Annotated in this window: 17 protein-coding genes; 12 read left to right on the top strand and 5 right to left on the bottom strand. The window is 67.2% G+C overall.

Going from position 1 to position 17,517, the window contains the following annotated elements:
* The first annotated feature begins 2 nt into the window (after positions 1–2).
* The 4 genes from bcoG to R2601_RS20295 all read left to right on the top strand — a co-directional run bounded on the left by bcoG (position 3) and on the right by R2601_RS20295 (position 4,220).
* A complete protein-coding gene (gene bcoG / locus R2601_RS20310) occupies positions 3–923 on the top strand; it encodes a 3-dehydrocarnitine:acetyl-CoA trimethylamine transferase BcoG (protein ID WP_007801818.1) in 921 nt (306 codons plus the stop codon).
* Complete coding sequence (locus R2601_RS20305) at positions 920–2,341, top strand: carnitine 3-dehydrogenase (protein WP_007801816.1); 1,422 nt, start codon at positions 920–922, stop codon at positions 2,339–2,341. Before bcoG ends, R2601_RS20305 begins: the two co-directional genes overlap by 4 nt.
* Positions 2,342–2,356: 15 nt before the next feature.
* Complete coding sequence (locus R2601_RS20300) at positions 2,357–3,091, top strand: class II aldolase/adducin family protein (RefSeq protein WP_007801815.1); 735 nt, start codon at positions 2,357–2,359, stop codon at positions 3,089–3,091.
* A 121-nt stretch (positions 3,092–3,212) separates the two neighbouring features.
* Positions 3,213–4,220 (top strand): zinc-dependent alcohol dehydrogenase family protein, encoded by a 1,008-nt coding sequence (locus R2601_RS20295; RefSeq protein WP_007801814.1) that lies wholly within the window; start codon positions 3,213–3,215, stop codon positions 4,218–4,220.
* A 272-nt stretch (positions 4,221–4,492) separates the two neighbouring features.
* Here R2601_RS20295 and yghX read toward each other — a convergent pair whose 3' ends face one another.
* Positions 4,493–5,386, bottom strand: a complete 894-nt coding sequence (yghX, locus tag R2601_RS20290) for a YghX family hydrolase (protein WP_007801813.1) — start codon at positions 5,384–5,386, stop codon at positions 4,493–4,495.
* A 470-nt stretch (positions 5,387–5,856) separates the two neighbouring features.
* On the opposite strand from yghX, the gene R2601_RS20285 reads away from it, so the two are divergent.
* Both R2601_RS20285 and R2601_RS20280 read left to right on the top strand, forming a co-directional pair.
* Positions 5,857–6,342, top strand: a complete 486-nt coding sequence (locus tag R2601_RS20285) for a peptidase associated/transthyretin-like domain-containing protein (RefSeq protein WP_007801812.1) — start codon at positions 5,857–5,859, stop codon at positions 6,340–6,342.
* 13 nt (positions 6,343–6,355) lie between these two features.
* Positions 6,356–6,973 carry a ferric reductase-like transmembrane domain-containing protein gene (locus tag R2601_RS20280; RefSeq protein WP_040545593.1) on the top strand — a complete coding sequence of 206 codons (618 nt, stop codon included), beginning with the start codon at positions 6,356–6,358 and terminating at the stop codon, positions 6,971–6,973.
* A gap of 165 nt (positions 6,974–7,138) precedes the next feature.
* Here the strand turns inward: R2601_RS20280 and R2601_RS20275 are convergent, their stop codons facing one another.
* Genes R2601_RS20275 through R2601_RS20265 form a run of 3 tightly spaced genes read right to left on the bottom strand, consistent with a single transcriptional unit; the run spans position 7,139 to position 10,054 of the window.
* The gene (locus R2601_RS20275; protein WP_007801808.1) at positions 7,139–7,849 is read right to left on the bottom strand and encodes a FadR/GntR family transcriptional regulator; all 711 of its coding nucleotides are present in this window, start codon (positions 7,847–7,849) and stop codon (positions 7,139–7,141) included.
* A gap of 58 nt (positions 7,850–7,907) precedes the next feature.
* Positions 7,908–8,930, bottom strand: coding sequence for a four-carbon acid sugar kinase family protein (locus tag R2601_RS20270; RefSeq protein ID WP_007801806.1), 1,023 nt, complete (start codon positions 8,928–8,930; stop codon positions 7,908–7,910).
* Between the two features lie 5 nt (positions 8,931–8,935).
* Entirely contained in the window at positions 8,936–10,054 is a 1,119-nt protein-coding gene (locus R2601_RS20265; RefSeq protein ID WP_007801804.1) for an iron-containing alcohol dehydrogenase, read from the bottom strand.
* Positions 10,055–10,441: 387 nt separating this feature from the next.
* On the opposite strand from R2601_RS20265, the gene R2601_RS20260 reads away from it, so the two are divergent.
* The 6 genes from R2601_RS20260 to pdxA all read left to right on the top strand — a co-directional run bounded on the left by R2601_RS20260 (position 10,442) and on the right by pdxA (position 16,393).
* Positions 10,442–10,897 carry a tripartite tricarboxylate transporter TctB family protein gene (locus R2601_RS20260; protein ID WP_007801802.1) on the top strand — a complete coding sequence of 152 codons (456 nt, stop codon included), beginning with the start codon at positions 10,442–10,444 and terminating at the stop codon, positions 10,895–10,897.
* A 38-nt stretch (positions 10,898–10,935) separates the two neighbouring features.
* Positions 10,936–11,895: a Bug family tripartite tricarboxylate transporter substrate binding protein gene (locus R2601_RS20255; RefSeq protein ID WP_007801800.1), complete on the top strand. Its 960-nt coding sequence runs from the start codon at positions 10,936–10,938 to the stop codon at positions 11,893–11,895.
* Between the two features lie 109 nt (positions 11,896–12,004).
* On the top strand, positions 12,005–13,489 hold the full coding sequence (locus tag R2601_RS20250) for a tripartite tricarboxylate transporter permease (protein ID WP_007801799.1): 1,485 nt from the start codon (positions 12,005–12,007) through the stop codon (positions 13,487–13,489).
* Positions 13,490–13,504: 15 nt separating this feature from the next.
* The gene (locus R2601_RS20245; protein ID WP_007801797.1) at positions 13,505–14,392 is read left to right on the top strand and encodes a dihydrodipicolinate synthase family protein; all 888 of its coding nucleotides are present in this window, start codon (positions 13,505–13,507) and stop codon (positions 14,390–14,392) included.
* On the top strand, positions 14,392–15,372 hold the full coding sequence (locus R2601_RS20240; protein ID WP_007801795.1) for a phosphoglycerate dehydrogenase: 981 nt from the start codon (positions 14,392–14,394) through the stop codon (positions 15,370–15,372). Before R2601_RS20245 ends, R2601_RS20240 begins: the two co-directional genes overlap by 1 nt.
* Positions 15,373–15,403: 31 nt before the next feature.
* Positions 15,404–16,393, top strand: a complete 990-nt coding sequence (gene pdxA / locus R2601_RS20235) for a 4-hydroxythreonine-4-phosphate dehydrogenase PdxA (protein ID WP_007801794.1) — start codon at positions 15,404–15,406, stop codon at positions 16,391–16,393.
* Between the two features lie 236 nt (positions 16,394–16,629).
* Here the strand turns inward: pdxA and R2601_RS20230 are convergent, their stop codons facing one another.
* Entirely contained in the window at positions 16,630–17,412 is a 783-nt protein-coding gene (locus tag R2601_RS20230) for a GntR family transcriptional regulator (protein WP_007801792.1), read from the bottom strand.
* Positions 17,413–17,517: the final 105 nt, after the last annotated feature.

The raw sequence follows: 17,517 nt of genomic DNA, 5'->3' as shown, positions 1-17,517 counted from the left end.
CTATGACCCTCCAGATGAACCGCAAGCCCTTCATCACCGCCGCCATCACCGGCGCGGGCGCCACGCAGGACAAGAGCCGGCTCGTGCCGCGCTCTCCGGCCGAGATCGCCGAGGCCGCTATCGATGCCGCCAAGGCCGGTGCGGCGGTGGTGCATTGCCACGTCCGCGATCCCGAGACCGGCGCGCCCTGCCGCGACCGGGCGCTGTTTCGCGAGGTGACCGACCGCATCCGCTCGTCCGAGGTGGATGTGGTGCTGAACCTGACCGCCGGCACCGGCGGTGACCTGACCTTCGGTGATGTCGAGACCCCGATGGAGCTCGACGGTCCCAATACCGACATGGCGGGCGCAACCGAGCGCATGGCGCATATCCGCGACTGTCTGCCCGAGATCTGCACCCTCGACTGCGGCTCGATGAACTTCGGTGACGGCACCTACGTGATGACCAACACCACCGAGATGCTGCGCGCCATGGGCCGGATGATGACCGAGCTTGGCGTGAAGCCCGAGATCGAGGCTTTCGACACCGGCCACCTGTGGTTCGCCAAGCAGCTGGTGAAGGAAGGCGTGCTCGACGATCCGGCGCTGGTGCAGCTCTGCATGGGCATCCCGTGGGGCGCGCCGGGCGACATGAACACCTTCATGGCGATGGTGAACAACGTCCCCGAAAGCTGGACCTGGTCGGCCTTCAGCCTTGGCCGAGACGAGATGCCCTATGTTGCCGCCGCGGCGCTTGCGGGTGGCAACGTGCGCGTGGGGCTTGAGGACAACCTCTATCTCGAGCGCGGCGTGATGGCGACCAACGCGCAGCTCGTCGAGAAGGCCGCCAGCATCCTGTCCAACATGGGCGCCTCGCTGATGGGGCCTCAGGAGGTCCGCGACCAGCTCGGCCTCGTCAAGCGCGCCATGCCGGTGCCCGCATGAGCCGGGCAGCCATCATCGGCGGCGGCGTCATCGGCGGTGGCTGGGCGGCACGCTTTCTGCTCAACGGCTGGGACGTGGCGCTGTTCGACCCGGATCCCGAGGCCGCGCGCAAGGTCGGGGCGGTGCTCGACCGCGCCCGCGCCTCGCTGCCGGCGCTCTACGACCGGCCTCTGCCGCCCGAAGGCGCGCTGCGCGTCTGCGACACGCTCGAAGACGCCGTGCAAGGCGCCGACTGGGTGCAGGAAAGCGTCTCGGAGCGGCGGGAGCTGAAGCACAAGGTTTATGACCAGATCGCCGCGCTCCTGCCCGAGGGCGGCTTCATCGCCTCCTCGACCTCGGGCTTCAAGGCCTCCGACCTTGCCGCGACCGGTGCACCGGTGGTGGTGGTGCATCCGTTCAACCCGGTCTACCTGCTGCCGCTGGTCGAGGTCACCGGGGCGCCCGAACTGCGCGCAAAGGCCCTGCCAGTGGTGCAGTCGCTCGGGATGTACCCGCTCGAGATGCAGACCGAGATCGACGCCTTCATCGGCAACCGCTTTCAGGAGGCGATCTGGCGCGAGGCGCTGTGGATGATCCGAGACGGCATCGCCACCACGGCACAGATCGACGATGCCATGCGCATGGGCTTTGGACTGCGGCTGGCGCAGATGGGCCTTTTCGAGACCTACCGGCTGGCCGGCGGCGAGGCCGGCATGGCTAGCTACATGGAGCAGTTCGGCCCGTCGCTGCACTGGCCATGGTCAAAGCTGACCGACGTGCCCGAGCTCGATACCGCGCTGGTCGAGGCGATCAGCGACCAGTCCGACGCCCAGTCGGGCCACCTGAGCATCGCGGAGCTCGAGCAGCTCCGGGACGACAATCTCGTGGCCATCCTGCGCGGGCTGCGCCGCACCGAGAGCGGGGCAGGGGGTGTCATCGTCGCGCATGAGGCGCAGCTTGCCGCGGGTGGCGAGATCGACGGCCTGCCGATCACCTCGTGCCGCGCCGTGCCGGTCACCTGGACCGACTACAACGGCCACATGAACGAGGCCGCCTATCTAGAGCTTGGCACCTGGGCCACGGATGGCCTGATGAAGCTTGTGGGCGCCGACGAAACTTATGTCGCGAGTGGCAAGAGTTTCTTCACTGTCGACACCCGCATCCGCTATCTCGACGAGGTGCACCGGGGCGCGCTGCTCACGGTGACCACGCAGGTGCTCGAGGGCACCGGCAAGAAGATGAAGCTCTTCCATCGCGTGCTGACCGAGGACGGCAGCCTTGCCGCCACCATCGAGACGCTGATGCTGCACACCGACCTGACCACCCGCCGGGCCTGCCCGCCGGAGCCGCAAGTGGCGCAGGCGCTCGAAGACCTTGCCGCCCGTCACGCCGGACGCCCCGCCGAGGGCGCAGGTGGTGCGGTCGGCCAACGCAACTGACCAACGGAGATCGCCATGTCCCCTGAAGAGAAACAGACCCGCGAAGAGCTTGCCGCCTGCTACCGGCTGGCGGCGCTGCACAAGTTCACCGACCTGATCTACACCCACATCACCGCCCGGGTGCCGGGCGAGGACGGGCATTTCCTGATCAACCCCTACGGCTGGCGCTGGGAAGAGATCACCGCTTCGTCGCTGGTCAAGATCGACATCGACGGCAACAAGGTCGACGGCAGCCCGCACCGGGTGAACCCGGCGGGCTTCACCATCCACTCCGCCGTGCACATGCACCGTCACGATGCGGCGTGGATCATGCACACCCACACCCGCGCGGGCGTTGCGGTGTCGTGCATGGAGGAGGGCCTTCTGCCGCTCAACCAGATCTCGCTGCAGTTCCACAACCGCATCGCCTATCACGACTTCGAGGGCATCGCGCTCGATCTCGAGGAGCGCGAGCGCATCGTGGCCGATTTCGGCGATCACCCGGTGCTGGTGCTGCGCAACCACGGGCTTATCGCGACGGGCGGCAGCGCGGCGGAGATGTTCAACAACATGTTCTACCTCGAGCGCGCCTGCGAGATCCAGGTCGCGGCGACGTCGTCGGGGCAGACGCTGCGGCTTGTGGATGACGAGATCGCCAGCCATGTCCATGCGCAATACGCGCAGATGAACGAGGAAGACGGTGACCTGCAGCTCGAATGGGAGGCGCATCTGCGCTCCATCGACGGGCTTGGCAGCGACTACCGCGCCTGACCTCTCGGGCCGGCATCAAGCAGGGCGCGCGCCGGGATGGCCGCGCCCTTTTTGCAGGCTAGGTAAGCGCCAACGCCCGCGTTCCGGCGGGCCGACACGATACAGGACGAAAGGCAGTCTCATGAAACAGGTGGCGATCAAGGCGCCCGGCGGGCTCGACAATCTGGTGATGAGCGACGTTGCAGATCCGGCGGCCCCAGGCCCCGGCGAGATCACCGTGCGGCTCCATGCCAGCTCGCTCAACTACCACGACTACCGCGTCTGTGCGGTCGAGGGTGCACTTCCCGACGGGCGCATCCCGATGGCCGACGGCGCTGGCGTGGTCGAGGCGATCGGTGCAAATGTTGACGCGTTCGCGGTGGGCGACAGCGTCGTGTCGGGCTTCTTCCCCGACTGGCAGACCGGGGACGAGCGCCCCTGCGATTTCTCCACCACGCCGGGCGACGGTCGCGACGGTTATGCCCGCGAGCGCGTCACGCTGCCGGCGACCTGGTTCACCCACGCGCCCGAAGGCTGGTCGCACGAGGAAGCCGCGACGATCACCACGGCGGGCCTGACCGCGTGGCGGGCGCTGGTGGTGGATGCCGGCATCAAGGCCGGCGACGTTGTCGCGGTTCTCGGCACCGGCGGCGTCTCGATCTACGCGCTGCAACTGGCCAAGGCGATGGGGGCGACGGTGATCGCGACCTCGTCCTCGGATGCCAAGCTCGAGCGCCTGCGCGAGCTCGGCGCGGATCATGTCATCAACTACCGCAGCACGCCCGAATGGGGCGAGGAAATGCGCCGCCTGACCGGCGGTCGCGGCGTCGACATCGTGGTCGAGGTCGGCGGACCGGCGACGCTGTCGCAGTCGATTGTCGCCGGCCGTCCGGGGGCGCATCTCGCCCTCATCGGCGTCTTGACGGGCCGTTCGGGCGAGATCCCCACCGCGCTGCTCATGGCGCGGCAGCAGCGGCTGCAAGGGCTGATCGTGGGCTCGCGCGAACATCAAGAGGACTTCGTGAAGGCGCTCGACGCGCTGAAGCTGCGGCCGGTGATCGACCGCAGCTTCCCGCTGGCGGAGCTGGCCGAGGCCTTCCGCTACCAGGAGAGCGGCGCGCATTTCGGCAAGATCTGCGTCACCATCTGACGGATCGACCCAAGGCAAACCCTGGCGAGACCTGACATGCTCGGCGGCCCACTCTTCGGTGGGCCGTCAAGCGCGTGCGCATAACCATTTGGCGTTGCACCGAAAAACTCGACGGTGTCGGCGCGACGCTGGTGATCGCGTCTGACATGCGAGACGCGTGACCGTCTCGAGGCCATCGCCGTCTTTCGAAGCGCCTCGGGCCGCGCTGCGGCGGGCCGATGCGTTGCAAGGTGGCGCGGCGGTCCCGGTGAACGACCGCGCCGGTCAAAGGGTCAGCCTAGATATTTGCGAAACCAGTCGAGCGTGCGCGTCCATGCCAGTTCGGCGGCATCCTCGTCGTAGCGCGGCGTGGAATCGTTGTGGAAGCCGTGATTGGCGCCCTCGTAGATATACGCCTCGTAGGTTTTGCCATTGGCGTCGAGCGCCTCCTTGTAGGCTGGCCAGCCGGCATTCACCCGCTCGTCGAGCGCACCGTAGTGCAGCAGGATCGGAGCCTCGATCTTCGGCACGTCCTCTGCGGCGGGCTGGCGGCCATAGAAAGGCACCGCCGCGCCGAGCTCGGGATAAGCGACCGCGGCGGCATTCGAGACGCCGCCGCCATAGCAGAAGCCGGTGATGCCGACCTTTCCGGTCACCTCCTCCTGCGCCATCAGGTATTCGATCGCGGCAAAGAAGTCGTTCATCAGCTTCTCCCCATCGACCTGGCGCTGCAGTTCGCGGCCCTCCTCGTCATTGCCGGGATAGCCGCCCATCGGGGTCAGACCGTCCGGCGCCATGGCGATGAAACCGGCCTTGGCCAGCCGCCGCGCCACGTCACGGATATAGGGGTTGAGACCGCGGTTCTCGTGCACCACGACCACGCCCGGCGCGGTCTTGAGCCCGGTGGGTCGGACGTAATAGGCGCGCATCTCGCCATGGCCGTTGGGCGAGGGGTAGGTGATCCACTCCGCTTTGATGTCGGGGTCATTGAAACTGACCTGCTCGGCCATGGCATAGTCCGGTGACATCATCCCGAGGATCGCGGCTGCGGTCAGCCCGCCGACGGCAAACTTGCCGGCGCGGTCGAGAAACTCGCGCTTGGTGATCATGCCGTGGGCGTAGAAGTCATAGAGCTCGAGCAGCTCCGGGGCGAAATCCTTCGCGGTCATGCGGGGTTGCTGTGTCATGCGGTCGTCCTCCTCAGTTGACCTCTGTGCGGCGAGCCCTCCGTGGGGGCCGTGGCGTGGTTGGCGGAATCGGATGCCCTCCAAGAGCGAGTAGAGCACGGGCGAGACGAGGAGCGTGAGCACGAAGGCGTGGGACGCGCAGTTCGGGGGCGCTGCCTCCGTGCCGCGAGGCGGGCGCTCGCACCGGCGAGCGCGTTCGTGGGCGGGGGCGTCCTGGTGTGGAGATCGTGCATGGCGCGGCGAGCCCCGAGAAGATCGAGGCGCGGAGATGCAAGAGACCTGCGTGACGCGAGACCGGGCGAAGGGGGATGCAGGCTCGGACCCGACTCCGATCAACGGATTTTTACCTCAAGTCATCTCGATCAACCGGCTTGAACTTTGGTGCCGAGGCTTCGACGCGCTACAATTCTTTGACCCGAGCGGCTGCATGGCCGCCGGACCCTAGCAGGGACTGACAGGGAGATGCCCGGATGACCACCCTCATCACACGCCGCCATCTGATCGCCTCCAGCGGGGCGGCCATCGCCGGCGCCATCGCCGCCCGGCCCACCCCCGCCCGCGCGCAGGGGCTTGCCCCGACCCCGTCGATGCGCGGGGGACGCAACAACTACCGCCCCGGCGCGCCCATCGTCGAGCGCATCGGAAATGGCGGGTTCTGGATGACCGGAACCGTCCGGCGCGCCGGGGACGGGGCGCCTCTGGCCGGCCAGCGGATCCAGATCTGGGCCCACACCACCGAAGGTCACGAGCGTGACCCGCAGAGCCACGGCGCGACGCTCACGGACGCCAACGGGGTCTTCCGGCTCGAGATGCCGCAGATCGTGCCGGCCTTCGGACAACCGCACGGCCATCTGGCCTATGACAGCGGCGAGTTCGAAACCGTCTTCCTCCGGCCCTTGATGAGCAGCGCGCGAGACAGCAGTCTCGAGGCGCATTTCGTGCTGCGCCCGGTCTGATCGGGGTTCGGGCTTGAACCATCGTCAAGCACAAGGGCTTCGGGCGGCGTTCGTCTGGGGCGCGCTCGCGCTCGCAATCGCTGTTCCGTTGCTCGTCGCGGCGGGCAGTCCGCTCTTGGCGTGGCGGCGGCCTGTCTACATCGTCGCGGGCTTTGCTGGCATCGCCGCGATGGGCATGCTGCTGCTGCAGCCGCTGCTGGCCACGAGCCGTCTGCCGGGGCTGCACGGAGCGCGTGGAAGGCGCATGCACCGACACGCCGGGACTGTTCTTGTCCTGTGTATCTTGGTGCATGTGGCGGGCCTGTGGATCACAAGCCCTCCGGATGTCGTCGACGCCCTGCTGTTCAGGTCGCCGACGCCGTTCTCGGCATGGGGGGTGATCGCCATGTGGGCGCTTTTTGCAATGCAGGGCATGGCGGTGGCGGGGAACAAGACGCGGCGCTGGCATCTGGTGCACCGCGTGCTGGCGGTCGTGGTGGTCGTCGGCAGCGTGGTGCATGCGCTTCTGATCGAGGGCACCATGGGCACGGCGTCGAAGGCGCTGCTTTGTGGTCTCGTCGTGCTGGCCTGTGGGCTGGCGGTTCTGCGACATCGCATCCGCGCGCCGCGTTTGCGTCCACGCAGGAGCTGACCACCGCCGCGGACCTCGCCCAAAGGTCGCGCTGGACCGGTCGGGGTGTTCGGCCGGCTCCACGACTGGAAGCACCTGGGCTCTCGGTGCCCCCCCCGGTCCAAGCCTTCCCGTCCAAGCCTTCGCTTACAGGCGATCGCGGTCACGGCAATTGTCGCCGAGCGTCTAGGAGTCCTGATCTTCGGGCATCATGAGGTCGAGCACGCCGCCGCCGAACAGACGGTCGCGCGAGTGCCGCAGGTGGTTGAGCATCTCGCGGCGGGCCTCTTCCGGTGCGCGCGCGCGTATCGCCGCGAAGATTGCCGTGTGCTCGGCCAGAACCTCTTCGAGGCCCTTGCGGCCATCATTCATCAGCGACTCGCCGTGCAGCTTCATGCCCACGTTCACATGGTCGCGCAGGGCCCGGAAGGTGGCCTCGAAATACTGGTTGTTCGAAGCCTGTGCCACGGCGCTGTGGAACATGAAATCCGCATCCTCGCGGTGCTGCAGCGTGCCCGTGGCGGCGCGCAGAAGGTCGAGCGCTTGCTCGATCTCGGTGAGAGCGGCGGTGTTGCGGCGCACGGCGGCGAGCGCCGCCGCCTCGGTTTCGAGGTTGATGCGGAACTCGTAGCAGCGCTGGATGTCGGCCAGCGTCTCGACCTTGGCAAAGCCCAGCGGCACGTTGGGCTGCGTCGCACGCACGAAGCTCCCGGCCCCCTGACGCGACACCACGAGGCCTTCCTCGCGCAGGCGCTCCAGCGCGGTCCTCAGAACGGGACGCGAGACGCCGAACTCCTCGGCGAGCTGGATCTCCGCGGGCAGTTTGTCATTGGCGGGGTAGTCGCCATTCACGATGCGGGCGTGCAGCGAGTGATAGACCTTGTCCGCCAGTGGCATCCTGGATCTGGGTTTCCCGTTCGGCATGTGGGGTTCGGCTCCGTGTCACCCTCTGGGCTTAGCCATTCACGAGGAATTTTACAAGTTTGACAAGCGTGTCGGGCGGCCCGAAGCCGCCGGACTTGGTGATCAGCAGCAATGGCGGCCCGTCTGCACATCGCGCGACCGGCACCCCGGGCAGCGCTTCGCCCAACACGTCGAGCTGGCCGATCTTCAGCCGGGCCAGCAGCGCCGCTGCGCTTTCTCCGCCGCAGGCAAAGAGCGTCGCGGGGTGCAGGCGGTCATGGGCCGTGGCGATCGTCTCGGCAAAGGCCGCGCCGGCCTGCGCGCCGTCAATGGCCTCGGATCCTTGGGTCATGCGCAAGAGCAGCAGTGGCACGTCGGGCAGGGCCGGGCATGCGCCGTTCGGGGCCTCGGCCAGCGGAACATCGCCAAGCGCGGCGAGCTGCGCCGAGGTCACCGGATCGCGTGAACCGATGGCGAGCAACGCCGGCAGGCCGGGCCGGGGCAGGGCGCGCGGCTGCGGCGCGGGCCAGAGTCGGCGGGCGAGCGCCTCGGCCAGGCCCGCCGCGCCGACAAAGACCGTTTCTTCAAGTCTATCAGGCAGCTGCGCATCCAGAGAGGCCTGGTCGGGCGTGTCCGGAACGGCCACCGCGCGGCCGATCCGGTCGGCCACGGCAATGGGCGTCTCGACGCCGGCGCCGGTGATCGCGCCATCGCTGCAATAGCGTCCTAGCGCCGGGATGGACGGATTGACGAGAAGCGAGGCGCCCGCGGGAACCAGAGCGTCGAGCTCAGCTCCGATATGCCCCTTGAGCCGGCTGTCGATTTTCTTGAAGAGCAGCCCGTCCCGCCCGTCGAGTGCTCGTGCCACGATGCGCGCCTTAGAGATCGCGTCTGCCTCGCTGCCGTCGCGCGTGCCTGTCGCCACCGCGACCACGTCGGCCCCGGAGGTCAGTGCAGTGGCGAAATCCGCAGGCGTGCAGGCCACCCGCACCCGGGCACCCCGCGCTGCGAATGTCGCCGCGCTGTCGAGCGCGCCGGTCAGGTCGTCGGCAACGATATGGACGCGCGGCGGCATGGCGCTCAGAACGCGCGGCGGTAGATTGCCTCGATCTCGTCCACCGAGAGATCGCGCGGGTTCCAGTCAAGCAGCCGGCGGATGCCGTGGGCCTCCTCGGCCATGGCGCGCAGGCTGTCTTCGGTCACGCCGTGGGCGCGCAGCCGCATGTCCAGGCCGAGCGCTTCGCAGAACGCGGTTGCACCGGCACGGACCGTGTCCTCGCTGCCGCCGTCGAAGCCGAGCGCGGCGGCGATCTGCGCCGTCTTCTCGGGGCGCGCCTCGGCGTTGGCGGCCAGAACATGCGGGAAGATCAGCGCGTTGGCGATGCCGTGCGGGAGCTTGTAGCGGGTGCCGAGCGGGTAGCTCAGGGCGTGGCCGGCGGTGGTGTTCACCGGCCCGAGGCAGACGCCGCCATAGAAGGCCGCGAGCGCGAGCCCGGCGCGCGCCTCGGCATCATCGCCGTTGTCGACGGCGCGTTTGAGATACTGCCCGACGAGCTCGATCCCCTGCAGCGCGTAGCCGTCGATCAGCGGGTGGGCGCGCTTGGAGGTGAAGGCCTCGGCGCAATGGGCCATGGCATCGACGCCGGTGGCGGCGGTGACATGCGGCGGCACGGTCATGGTGAGATCGGGGTCGATGATCGCCAGATCGGCGAGCATGTGGGGGCTCTCCGTGGCGATCTTGCTGTTGGTTTCCGGATCGGTCACCAGCGCACGGGTGCCAACCTCGGAGCCGGTGCCCGCTGTGGTCGGGATCTGCACGAGGCCGACCTTGCGGGCGGGGGCGCGGTTCGGGCCGCTGATCTCGGAGAGCGGCTTGTCCTGTCCCATCATCACCGCGACGAGTTTGGCGAGATCCATCGCCGAGCCGCCGCCGAAACCGATCACCAGATCGGCATTGCCTGCCGCCGCGACCGCCTGGTTCAGGTTGTCGGTGCCGGGCTCGGGCACAACCTCGCCAAAGCAGGCGACCGCGCCGAGGCCGAGCGCCTCGAGGCGGGCTGCGTTGATCGGGTCGGCGACCACGAAGGGTGTGCTGTAGCCCTCGGCCGCGACCCACTCGGCGAGCTTTGCGAGCGTGCCGCTGCCGTAGTGAACAAGAGCCGGACGGCGCAATTCGATGGGGGTCGTCAGGTTGTGCATCGCGAATCCTCCTCGGGGACGAAATCGGCGTCTCGCCGCTGGTCTGAGTCGGCGCCCATGGGGGTGAGTGCCGGAAATATGGCCTCAGGACTGGCGCAAGTTTTACAACTTGTCAAATGGTAACTCTCAACCTGGGCGAGGGGCCCTCGCGCGCATGTGGTGCTATAGTGGGGCGAAGGTGGCGATAAAATGCGAATGAAAATAGTTATTTGAATGCGGTATTTTGATGTGGCGTCCGTCTTTCAGCTGGGCGTTTCCACGGGCGGATCGTCAGAATTTCAAGAAATATAGTTTCACCAATTGACAGGTTGTCAGCTTGTCGTCATGTTGACCGGCAAGACTCGGGAGGCGGCGCGTCTGCCTTCCCCGACGCGAGGAGGACCTTTGATGATCGTTCGTGAGGCTAGGGCAGATCTCTGGATCGGCGGCGGATTGCTGGCGCTCTGCGGCTTTGCCGGCTGGCGTGCAACCTACATCAACCAGGGTTTCAATCCGGGTGTTGCCGGGCCGAGCTTCGTGCCGTGGCTTGTCACCGTCCTGATCGCCCTGCTGGCCGTCCTGCTGATCATCCGTGCGCTGCGGGCCGAGCACGATCCTGCATCCGACGTCTCGCTGCCGGGCAAGTCGGTGCTGCTGTCGATGGCCGCCTTCACGCTGGTGATGATCGGCTACGCCGCGGCCTTCATGCCGGTGGGTTGCCTGCCTTCGACGATGGTGGCCTTCATCCTCGGCCTGCTGCTCCTGGGCGAGCGCAACTGGCTGGTGGTGATCCTGTTCCCGGTCGGCATGACCCTCGCGATCTACTTCGGCTTTACCGAGCTTCTCTCGGTCTGGCTGCCCTGAGCGTTATTGCACTCATTCAATCTGAAGGGAGGAACTTCATGTTCAAGACGACATTCATCGGTGCCGCCGTGGCGGCCATCGCGGCAACCGGCGCCCTGGCGCAGGATTTCCCGCAGCGCCCCGTGCAGGTGGTGGTGCCCTACTCCGCGGGCGGCTCGACCGACCTGTCGATGCGGGTTGTCGCCGACGCGTTCGAGCGCATCTTCGACGACAGCACCATGGTGGTGCGCAACCAGCCCGGCGGCGGCGGGGCGATCGGCTCCTCGGCAGCGGTCAATGCCCGTGCCGACGGCTACACGCTGGGCGCCGGCGCCCAGGGCCCGCTGGTCATCAAGCCGCTGATCGGCGGCAACGACTACCAGCTCGACGATGTCGAGTTCATTGGCCTCTACGCCCGTTCGCTGCAGGTCATGGTGGCCTGTGCCGACGCGCCGTTCTCGGACTATGACAGCTTCATCGACTATGCCGGCGAGAACGCGCCGCAGGTTGGCAACTCGGGCGCCGGCGGTGCCAACCAGATCTCGGCCGAGGCTTTCGCCGCTGCCGCCGACATCTCCATCGAGTCGGTGCCGTTCAACGGCTCGTCCGAGGCCCGCACCGCCTGCATCGGGGGTCATATCGACGCCATGGTGGCCTCGCCTGCCGAGGCCAAGTCGGCATCGGATGCCGGCCAGATGACGCCGCTCTTCGTGATGGAAGACGAGCGCATCGACCTGTTCCCCGACACGCCCACGGCGGTCGAGAAGGGCGTTGATTTCACCTGGTCGTCCTGGAAGGGCCTGATCGGTCCCAAGGGCATGGACGAGGCAACGCTGACCTGGCTGCGCGATGCGGTCGAGCAGATTGCCACGGACGAGCAGTTCCGCGAAACGCTGACCGACATGGGCGAATTCGTCACCTTCGAGGACGGCGAAGCCTTCGAGGCGCGCGCCCGCCGCGACATGGAGACCTCGCGCACCGTGCTCGAGAACCTCGGCATGCTCGGCATGAACAACTGATCTGACGTGCGCCTTCGGGCGCATGACACCGGGGCAGGGCGCATCCGCGTCCTGCCTCTTCCCCGCACCGGCCCGCGCAGGGGCCGCAGGACAGAGCTTCAGGACCGTCATGGACTCGATCGCCTTTCTTACACCGCTTCTCGATCTGCAGGTGCTGCTGACCATCGCCGCCGGCACGCTGGGCGGGCTCGTCATCGGCGCACTGCCCGGGTTGACCGCGACCATGGGCGTGGCGCTGCTGATCCCGCTGACCTTCGGCATGACCCCGGTGATGGGGCTCAACATGTTGATCGGCATCTATATCGGCGGCATCTACGGCGGCTGCGTCTCGTCGATCCTGCTGCGCACGCCGGGCACCCCGGCCTCCGCCGCGACGGTGCTCGACGGCTACCCGATGGCGCAGAAAGGCGAGGCCGGCAAGGCGCTTGGCATGGCGACCATCGCCTCGACCGTGGGCGGCCTGATCGCCGCCATCGTGCTGGCGACGCTCGCGCCGCAGCTGGCCGGCATCGCGCTGGAGTTCGGCGCACCGGAGTATTTCGCGCTGGCCCTCTTTGGTCTCACCATCATCGCCTCGCTCTCGGGCGACCTGCTCAAGGGCGCGATCTCGGGCCTTCTGGGCATTCTGATCTCGACCGTCGGGGCCGACCCGATCTCGGGCGTGATGCGCTACACCTTCGGCATTCAGGGCTTTGCCTCGGGCTTCTCCTTCACGCCCGCCCTCATCGGCCTCTTCGCGCTGTCCGAGGTCTTTACCCAGATGGAGCGCATCGCCGCCAAGGAAGAGCCGATCAAGAGCGTCTCGGGCCGCTGGCCCTCGCGCGGAGAGCTCAAGGCCAGCCGCGGCGCACTGGTGCGCGGCTCCATCATCGGCACGCTGATCGGCATCGTGCCCGGCACCGGCTCGGGCACCGCGTCGTGGATCTCATACAACGAGACCCGCCGTGCCTCGAAGACCCCGGAGAAATTCGGCACCGGCTACGCGCCCGGCATCGCCGCCACAGAATCCGCCAACAATGCGGTCTGCGCCTCGGCCCTGATCCCGCTGCTGGCGCTCGGCATCCCCGGTGACGTGGTGACCGCGGTGCTGATGGGCGGTCTGCTGATCCAGGGCCTCGCGCCGGGACCGATGCTGTTCCAGACCAACCCCGACGTGGTCGTGGGCATGTTCGGCGGCACCTTCATCGCGACGATCTTCATGTTCATCTTCGGCATGGCTCTGATCCCGCTGTTCAGCCGCATCCTGATGATCCCGCGCCGCCTTCTGGCCATGTCGATCGTCGTCTTCTGCTTCATCGGCTCGTTCTCGATCAACCTGAACCCGGTCGATCTCTACACCATGGTGGGCTTCGGCGTGCTGGGCTGGGGGATGCAGAAGTTCGGCTTCAGCCAGGCGGCGCTCTGCATCGCGCTGATCCTCGGCCCGCTGCTCGAATCCAACCTTCGCCGCGGTCTGCTGCAGAACGATGACAACGTGCTCGCCTTCATCTCGACGCCGATCACGCTGCTGTTCCTCGCGCTGACCGTGCTCTCTGCCGGCTGGCCCTTCCTCTCCCGCGCGATCCAGCGCCGCCGCGCCGCGCAAAACATCTGACCAAGGAGTCCTCGCATGAGCTCGCAGAAAGAGGCCTTTGTCGCCCTCGTCACCTGTTTCAACGACGATGAGACGATCAACTACGAGGCCACCCGCGCGCAGGTGCGCCGACAGGTCGCCGCCGGCAACAACATCATGTGCGCCGGCACCAACGGCGATTTCTCGGCGCTGACCTTTGATGAAAAGGTAAGGCTGACCGAGGAGGTCGTGGCCGAGGTGGACGGACAGGCCAAGGTCATCGTCAACGCCGGCATGCCCGCCACCTTCGAGACCGTGGCGCTGGCGAAGGAATTCGACCGCATCGGCGTCGACGGGATCGCGGTGATCACGCCGTTCTTCATCGCCTGCACCCAGGACGGGCTGGTGCGCCACTTCACCACCGTGGCCGACGCTGTGAAGACGCCCGTCTATCTTTATGACATCCCGGCCCGCACCCAGAACCACATCGAGCCCGAGACCGCGCGGGCGCTGGCAAAGCACCCCAACATCGCCGGCATCAAGGATTCCGGCGGCGCGCAGGAGACGCTCGAGCAATACATGGCCGTGGGCCGCGACGAAGACGGCTTCGACGTCTATTCCGGTCCCGACCACCTCGTGCACTGGGCCTTCCAGAACGGGGCCAAGGGCGCGATCTCGGGCCTCGGCAACGTGATGCCCGAGGTGCTGGCCAAGATCGTCTCGTGCTTCAACGCCGGCGACGAAGAGGGCGCGGCCAAGGCGCAGGAAACCTACGGCGCGTTCCGCACCGATCTCTACAAGCTGGGATATCCGCCTGCGCTGGTGAAGCGCGCGCTCTGGGTCATGGACAATTCGGTCGGCGCGTCGCGGCAGCCCGCGCTGCTGCCTGATCCCGAGCAGGACAAGCAGATCGAGGCCATCCTCAAGACATACGAGCTGATCTGATGCCCGATCGTAAACCGGTGATCGTCACCACCTCTCCGGGGTTCGGCAAGCATGGCCGCGTCCCGGAGCTGATCCGCGAACGTGGCTGGGAGTTCATCTCCTGTACAGATACGTCGAAACCGGACGGCGGGGTGTCCGAGCATATCGGCCGCGCCGATGCGCTGGTCGTCGGCCTCGTTCCGGTGACACCCGAGACGCTCACGCAGGGCGGCAAGCTGCGTGCCGTGATCAAGCACGGTGTCGGCGTCGACAATATCGACATCCCCGCCTGCACCGAGGCCGGGCTGCCGGTCTGCAACACACCCGCGGCCAATGCCGACGCGGTCGCCGAGCTGGCCGTCGGGCTGATGTTCTCGATGGCGCGCTGGATCCCGCAGGGCCACGCATCGGTGACCGCCGGCGGCTGGGACCGCCGCATCGGCACCCAGCTTGGCGGCAAGACGCTGGGCATCGTGGGGCTCGGGAATATCGGCAAGCGGCTGGCAAAGCTGGCGCGGGGGCTGGGGATGCAGGTGGTGGCCACCGACAAATATCCCGATGAAGCCTTCGCCGCCGAGCACGGCATAAGCTTCCTGCCACTCGAGGAGTTGCTGGCGCAGTCCGACTACATTTCGCTGCACGTCTTCGGCGGGGCGGATAATGCCGCGCTGATCAACGAGGCGACCCTCGCTCAGATCAAGCCCGGTGCGAAGCTCATCAACCTGGCGCGGGGCGAGGTTGTCGATCTCGACGCGGTGGCCAAGGCGCTGGAAAGCGGCCAGCTCGGCGGCGTGGCCATCGACGCCTATGTCTCCGAGCCGCCCGACACCTCGCACCCGGTGTTTAGCCACCCGAACGCGGTCTTCACGCCGCATTCCGGGGCCGACACCCGCGAAGCGCTCGAGAATGTCGGGCTGATGGTGATCGAAAGCCTCGACGCTGTGCTGGCGGGAGAGACCCCGCCGCGCATGTTGAACGCAGACGCGCTCGCCGCCCGCTGAGGGCGCGGCACGCAAATCTGGAGAGACCAAGATGTCAGAGCAACCCATCGTCATCACCATGGGCGACCCGTCCGGCGTAGGCGCCGAAGTCACCGTCAAGGCGATGGCCTCGCTGTCGCCCGAAGAGCGCGCCCGCTACGCGGTGATCGGTGATGCCGACACCATGGCGCGCGCCGTGAAGGCTTGCGACCTCGACCTCGCGCTGCGCGAACAGGGCGCCGGCGACGCCGCCGCGCTGCAAGTCATCGACGTGCCGACCGAGGGCCTCCCGGGAGAATTCGGCGTGTTGTCAGATGCCTGTGGCGAGGCCTGCTTCCGCTACATCAAGAAGGCCGTCGACCTGACCAGCGCCGGCGCGGCCTCGTGCATCGTCACCGCGCCGATCAACAAGGCGGCGCTGAACGCCGCGGGGCATCACTATGACGGCCACACCGGGATGCTGGCGCATCTGACCGGCTGCAAGTCGTCTTGGATGCTGCTGGCCTCTCCGACCCTCAACGTGCTGCATGTCTCGACCCATGTCTCGCTCAAGGACGCCATCGACCGCGCCACCCCCGAGCGCGTGCTCGAGACCATCCGCACCGGCCAAAATCATCTTCGGCGCATGGGCCTCGAGCGTCCGCGCATCGCCGTGGCCGGGATCAATCCGCATTGCGGCGAGGGTGGGCTGTTCGGTCGCGAGGACGATCGGCAGATCTCCCCCGGGGTCGAGATGGCCAAGGCCGAGGGCATTGACGTGACCGGGCCGATCTCGGCCGACACCGTCTACCACAGAGCCAACACCGGCGCCTTCGACCTTGTGATCGCGCAGTATCACGATCAGGGCCATATTCCGATCAAGCTCATCGCCTTCGACACCGCGGTGAATGTGTCGCTGGGCCTGCCAATCGACCGCTGCTCGGTCGATCACGGCACCGCCTTCGACATCGCCGGCACCGGCAAGGCGAACCACGTCAACATGCTGGCGGCGCTGGACTATGCCGGCAAGCTGGCGACCGCAAAGCGGGCCGCCGCAGCCTGAACAGAGGCACCGCGATTGGCGAACTGGCCTCCTCGCCGTCCTCCCGGGCGCGGAGGCCTCGTCTTTTCAGGGAGGCAGTTACAGAAGCAGGCTCGTCGAGTACGAGAATGCGACCGTCCCCGCCGACCGCGCGCGTGATCTCGACCCTCTGCGGCATCCCGACCCCGAGAGAGCCAGGCGCGGGGGTCGGGGCGATATCGGCGTTTTTCCGGGCGAGGATGGGCCGGGTGCCTTGGTCAGTCGCGGGGTGTCCAGGCGACACCGTCGAGGTTTTCGTCGCGTAGGAGGTTTTGGGAATACTCATACATGTCGGGACGATACAGCCCCTCGAGGTATTCGACCGGCTTGCCCGTCGCGTCGCGTACCAGGCGGCGGATGCACAGCAGTGCCGAGCCGGGACTGACTTCGAGCACCTGTGCGACCTGATGGTCGGCCAGCCGCGCCGAGAGCGCCTGCGTCGCGGAGTGGATCCGGTGGCCCTGGGCTTCGAGCAGCAGTAGCAACGGCCGCGCTTCGAGGTCGGCCGAAGAGAAGTTCTGCCCGATTTCGCGGGGCACGTAGGTTGTCAGGTGCGAAAACGGCTTGTCGTCCGCCGACCGCACCCGAACGGCGCGCTGCACCTTGGCGTCCGGCGTCAGGTCGAGGGCGGTGCGGATGTCCTCGGGTGGCGTGACATAGGCGAACTCGATCAGCCGGGCACGGGATTTCAGCCCCATGGCGACGAGGTTGTCGAAGTTTCCGCTGATCTCGGCCCCGACGCTCGTCGTCTTGCGCGGCAGTTCCAGCGGGAATGTCCCTCGCCCCCGCGCCCGCGAAATCAGCCCCTCGGACTGTAGCCGTTCCAGCGCGCGGCGAATGGTGATGCGCGAAACACCGAACATCGCGGTCAGTTCGGGCTCTGACGGCATGGGCTTGTCGACCGGGTAAACACCATCCTCGATCCGCTGGCGCAGGAGCAGATAGGCCTGATGGTGTTTCGGCGTCACCTCTTCTTGGTCCAGCATGATGCGGTTGCGCACGGGATCTCCTGGCAGGAAAATTCTGGTGAAACATGGCCCGGCGAGGCCGGGAGTCGCAGCCCGAAAAAAGGCTGCCTATTCGTATTAGGGCGAAAAACGCTAGGC

The sequence above is a fragment of the Salipiger bermudensis HTCC2601 genome (genome assembly GCF_000153725.1).
GTDB lineage: Bacteria > Pseudomonadota > Alphaproteobacteria > Rhodobacterales > Rhodobacteraceae > Salipiger > Salipiger bermudensis.
This window is presented reverse-complemented; position numbering and strand designations above follow the sequence as displayed.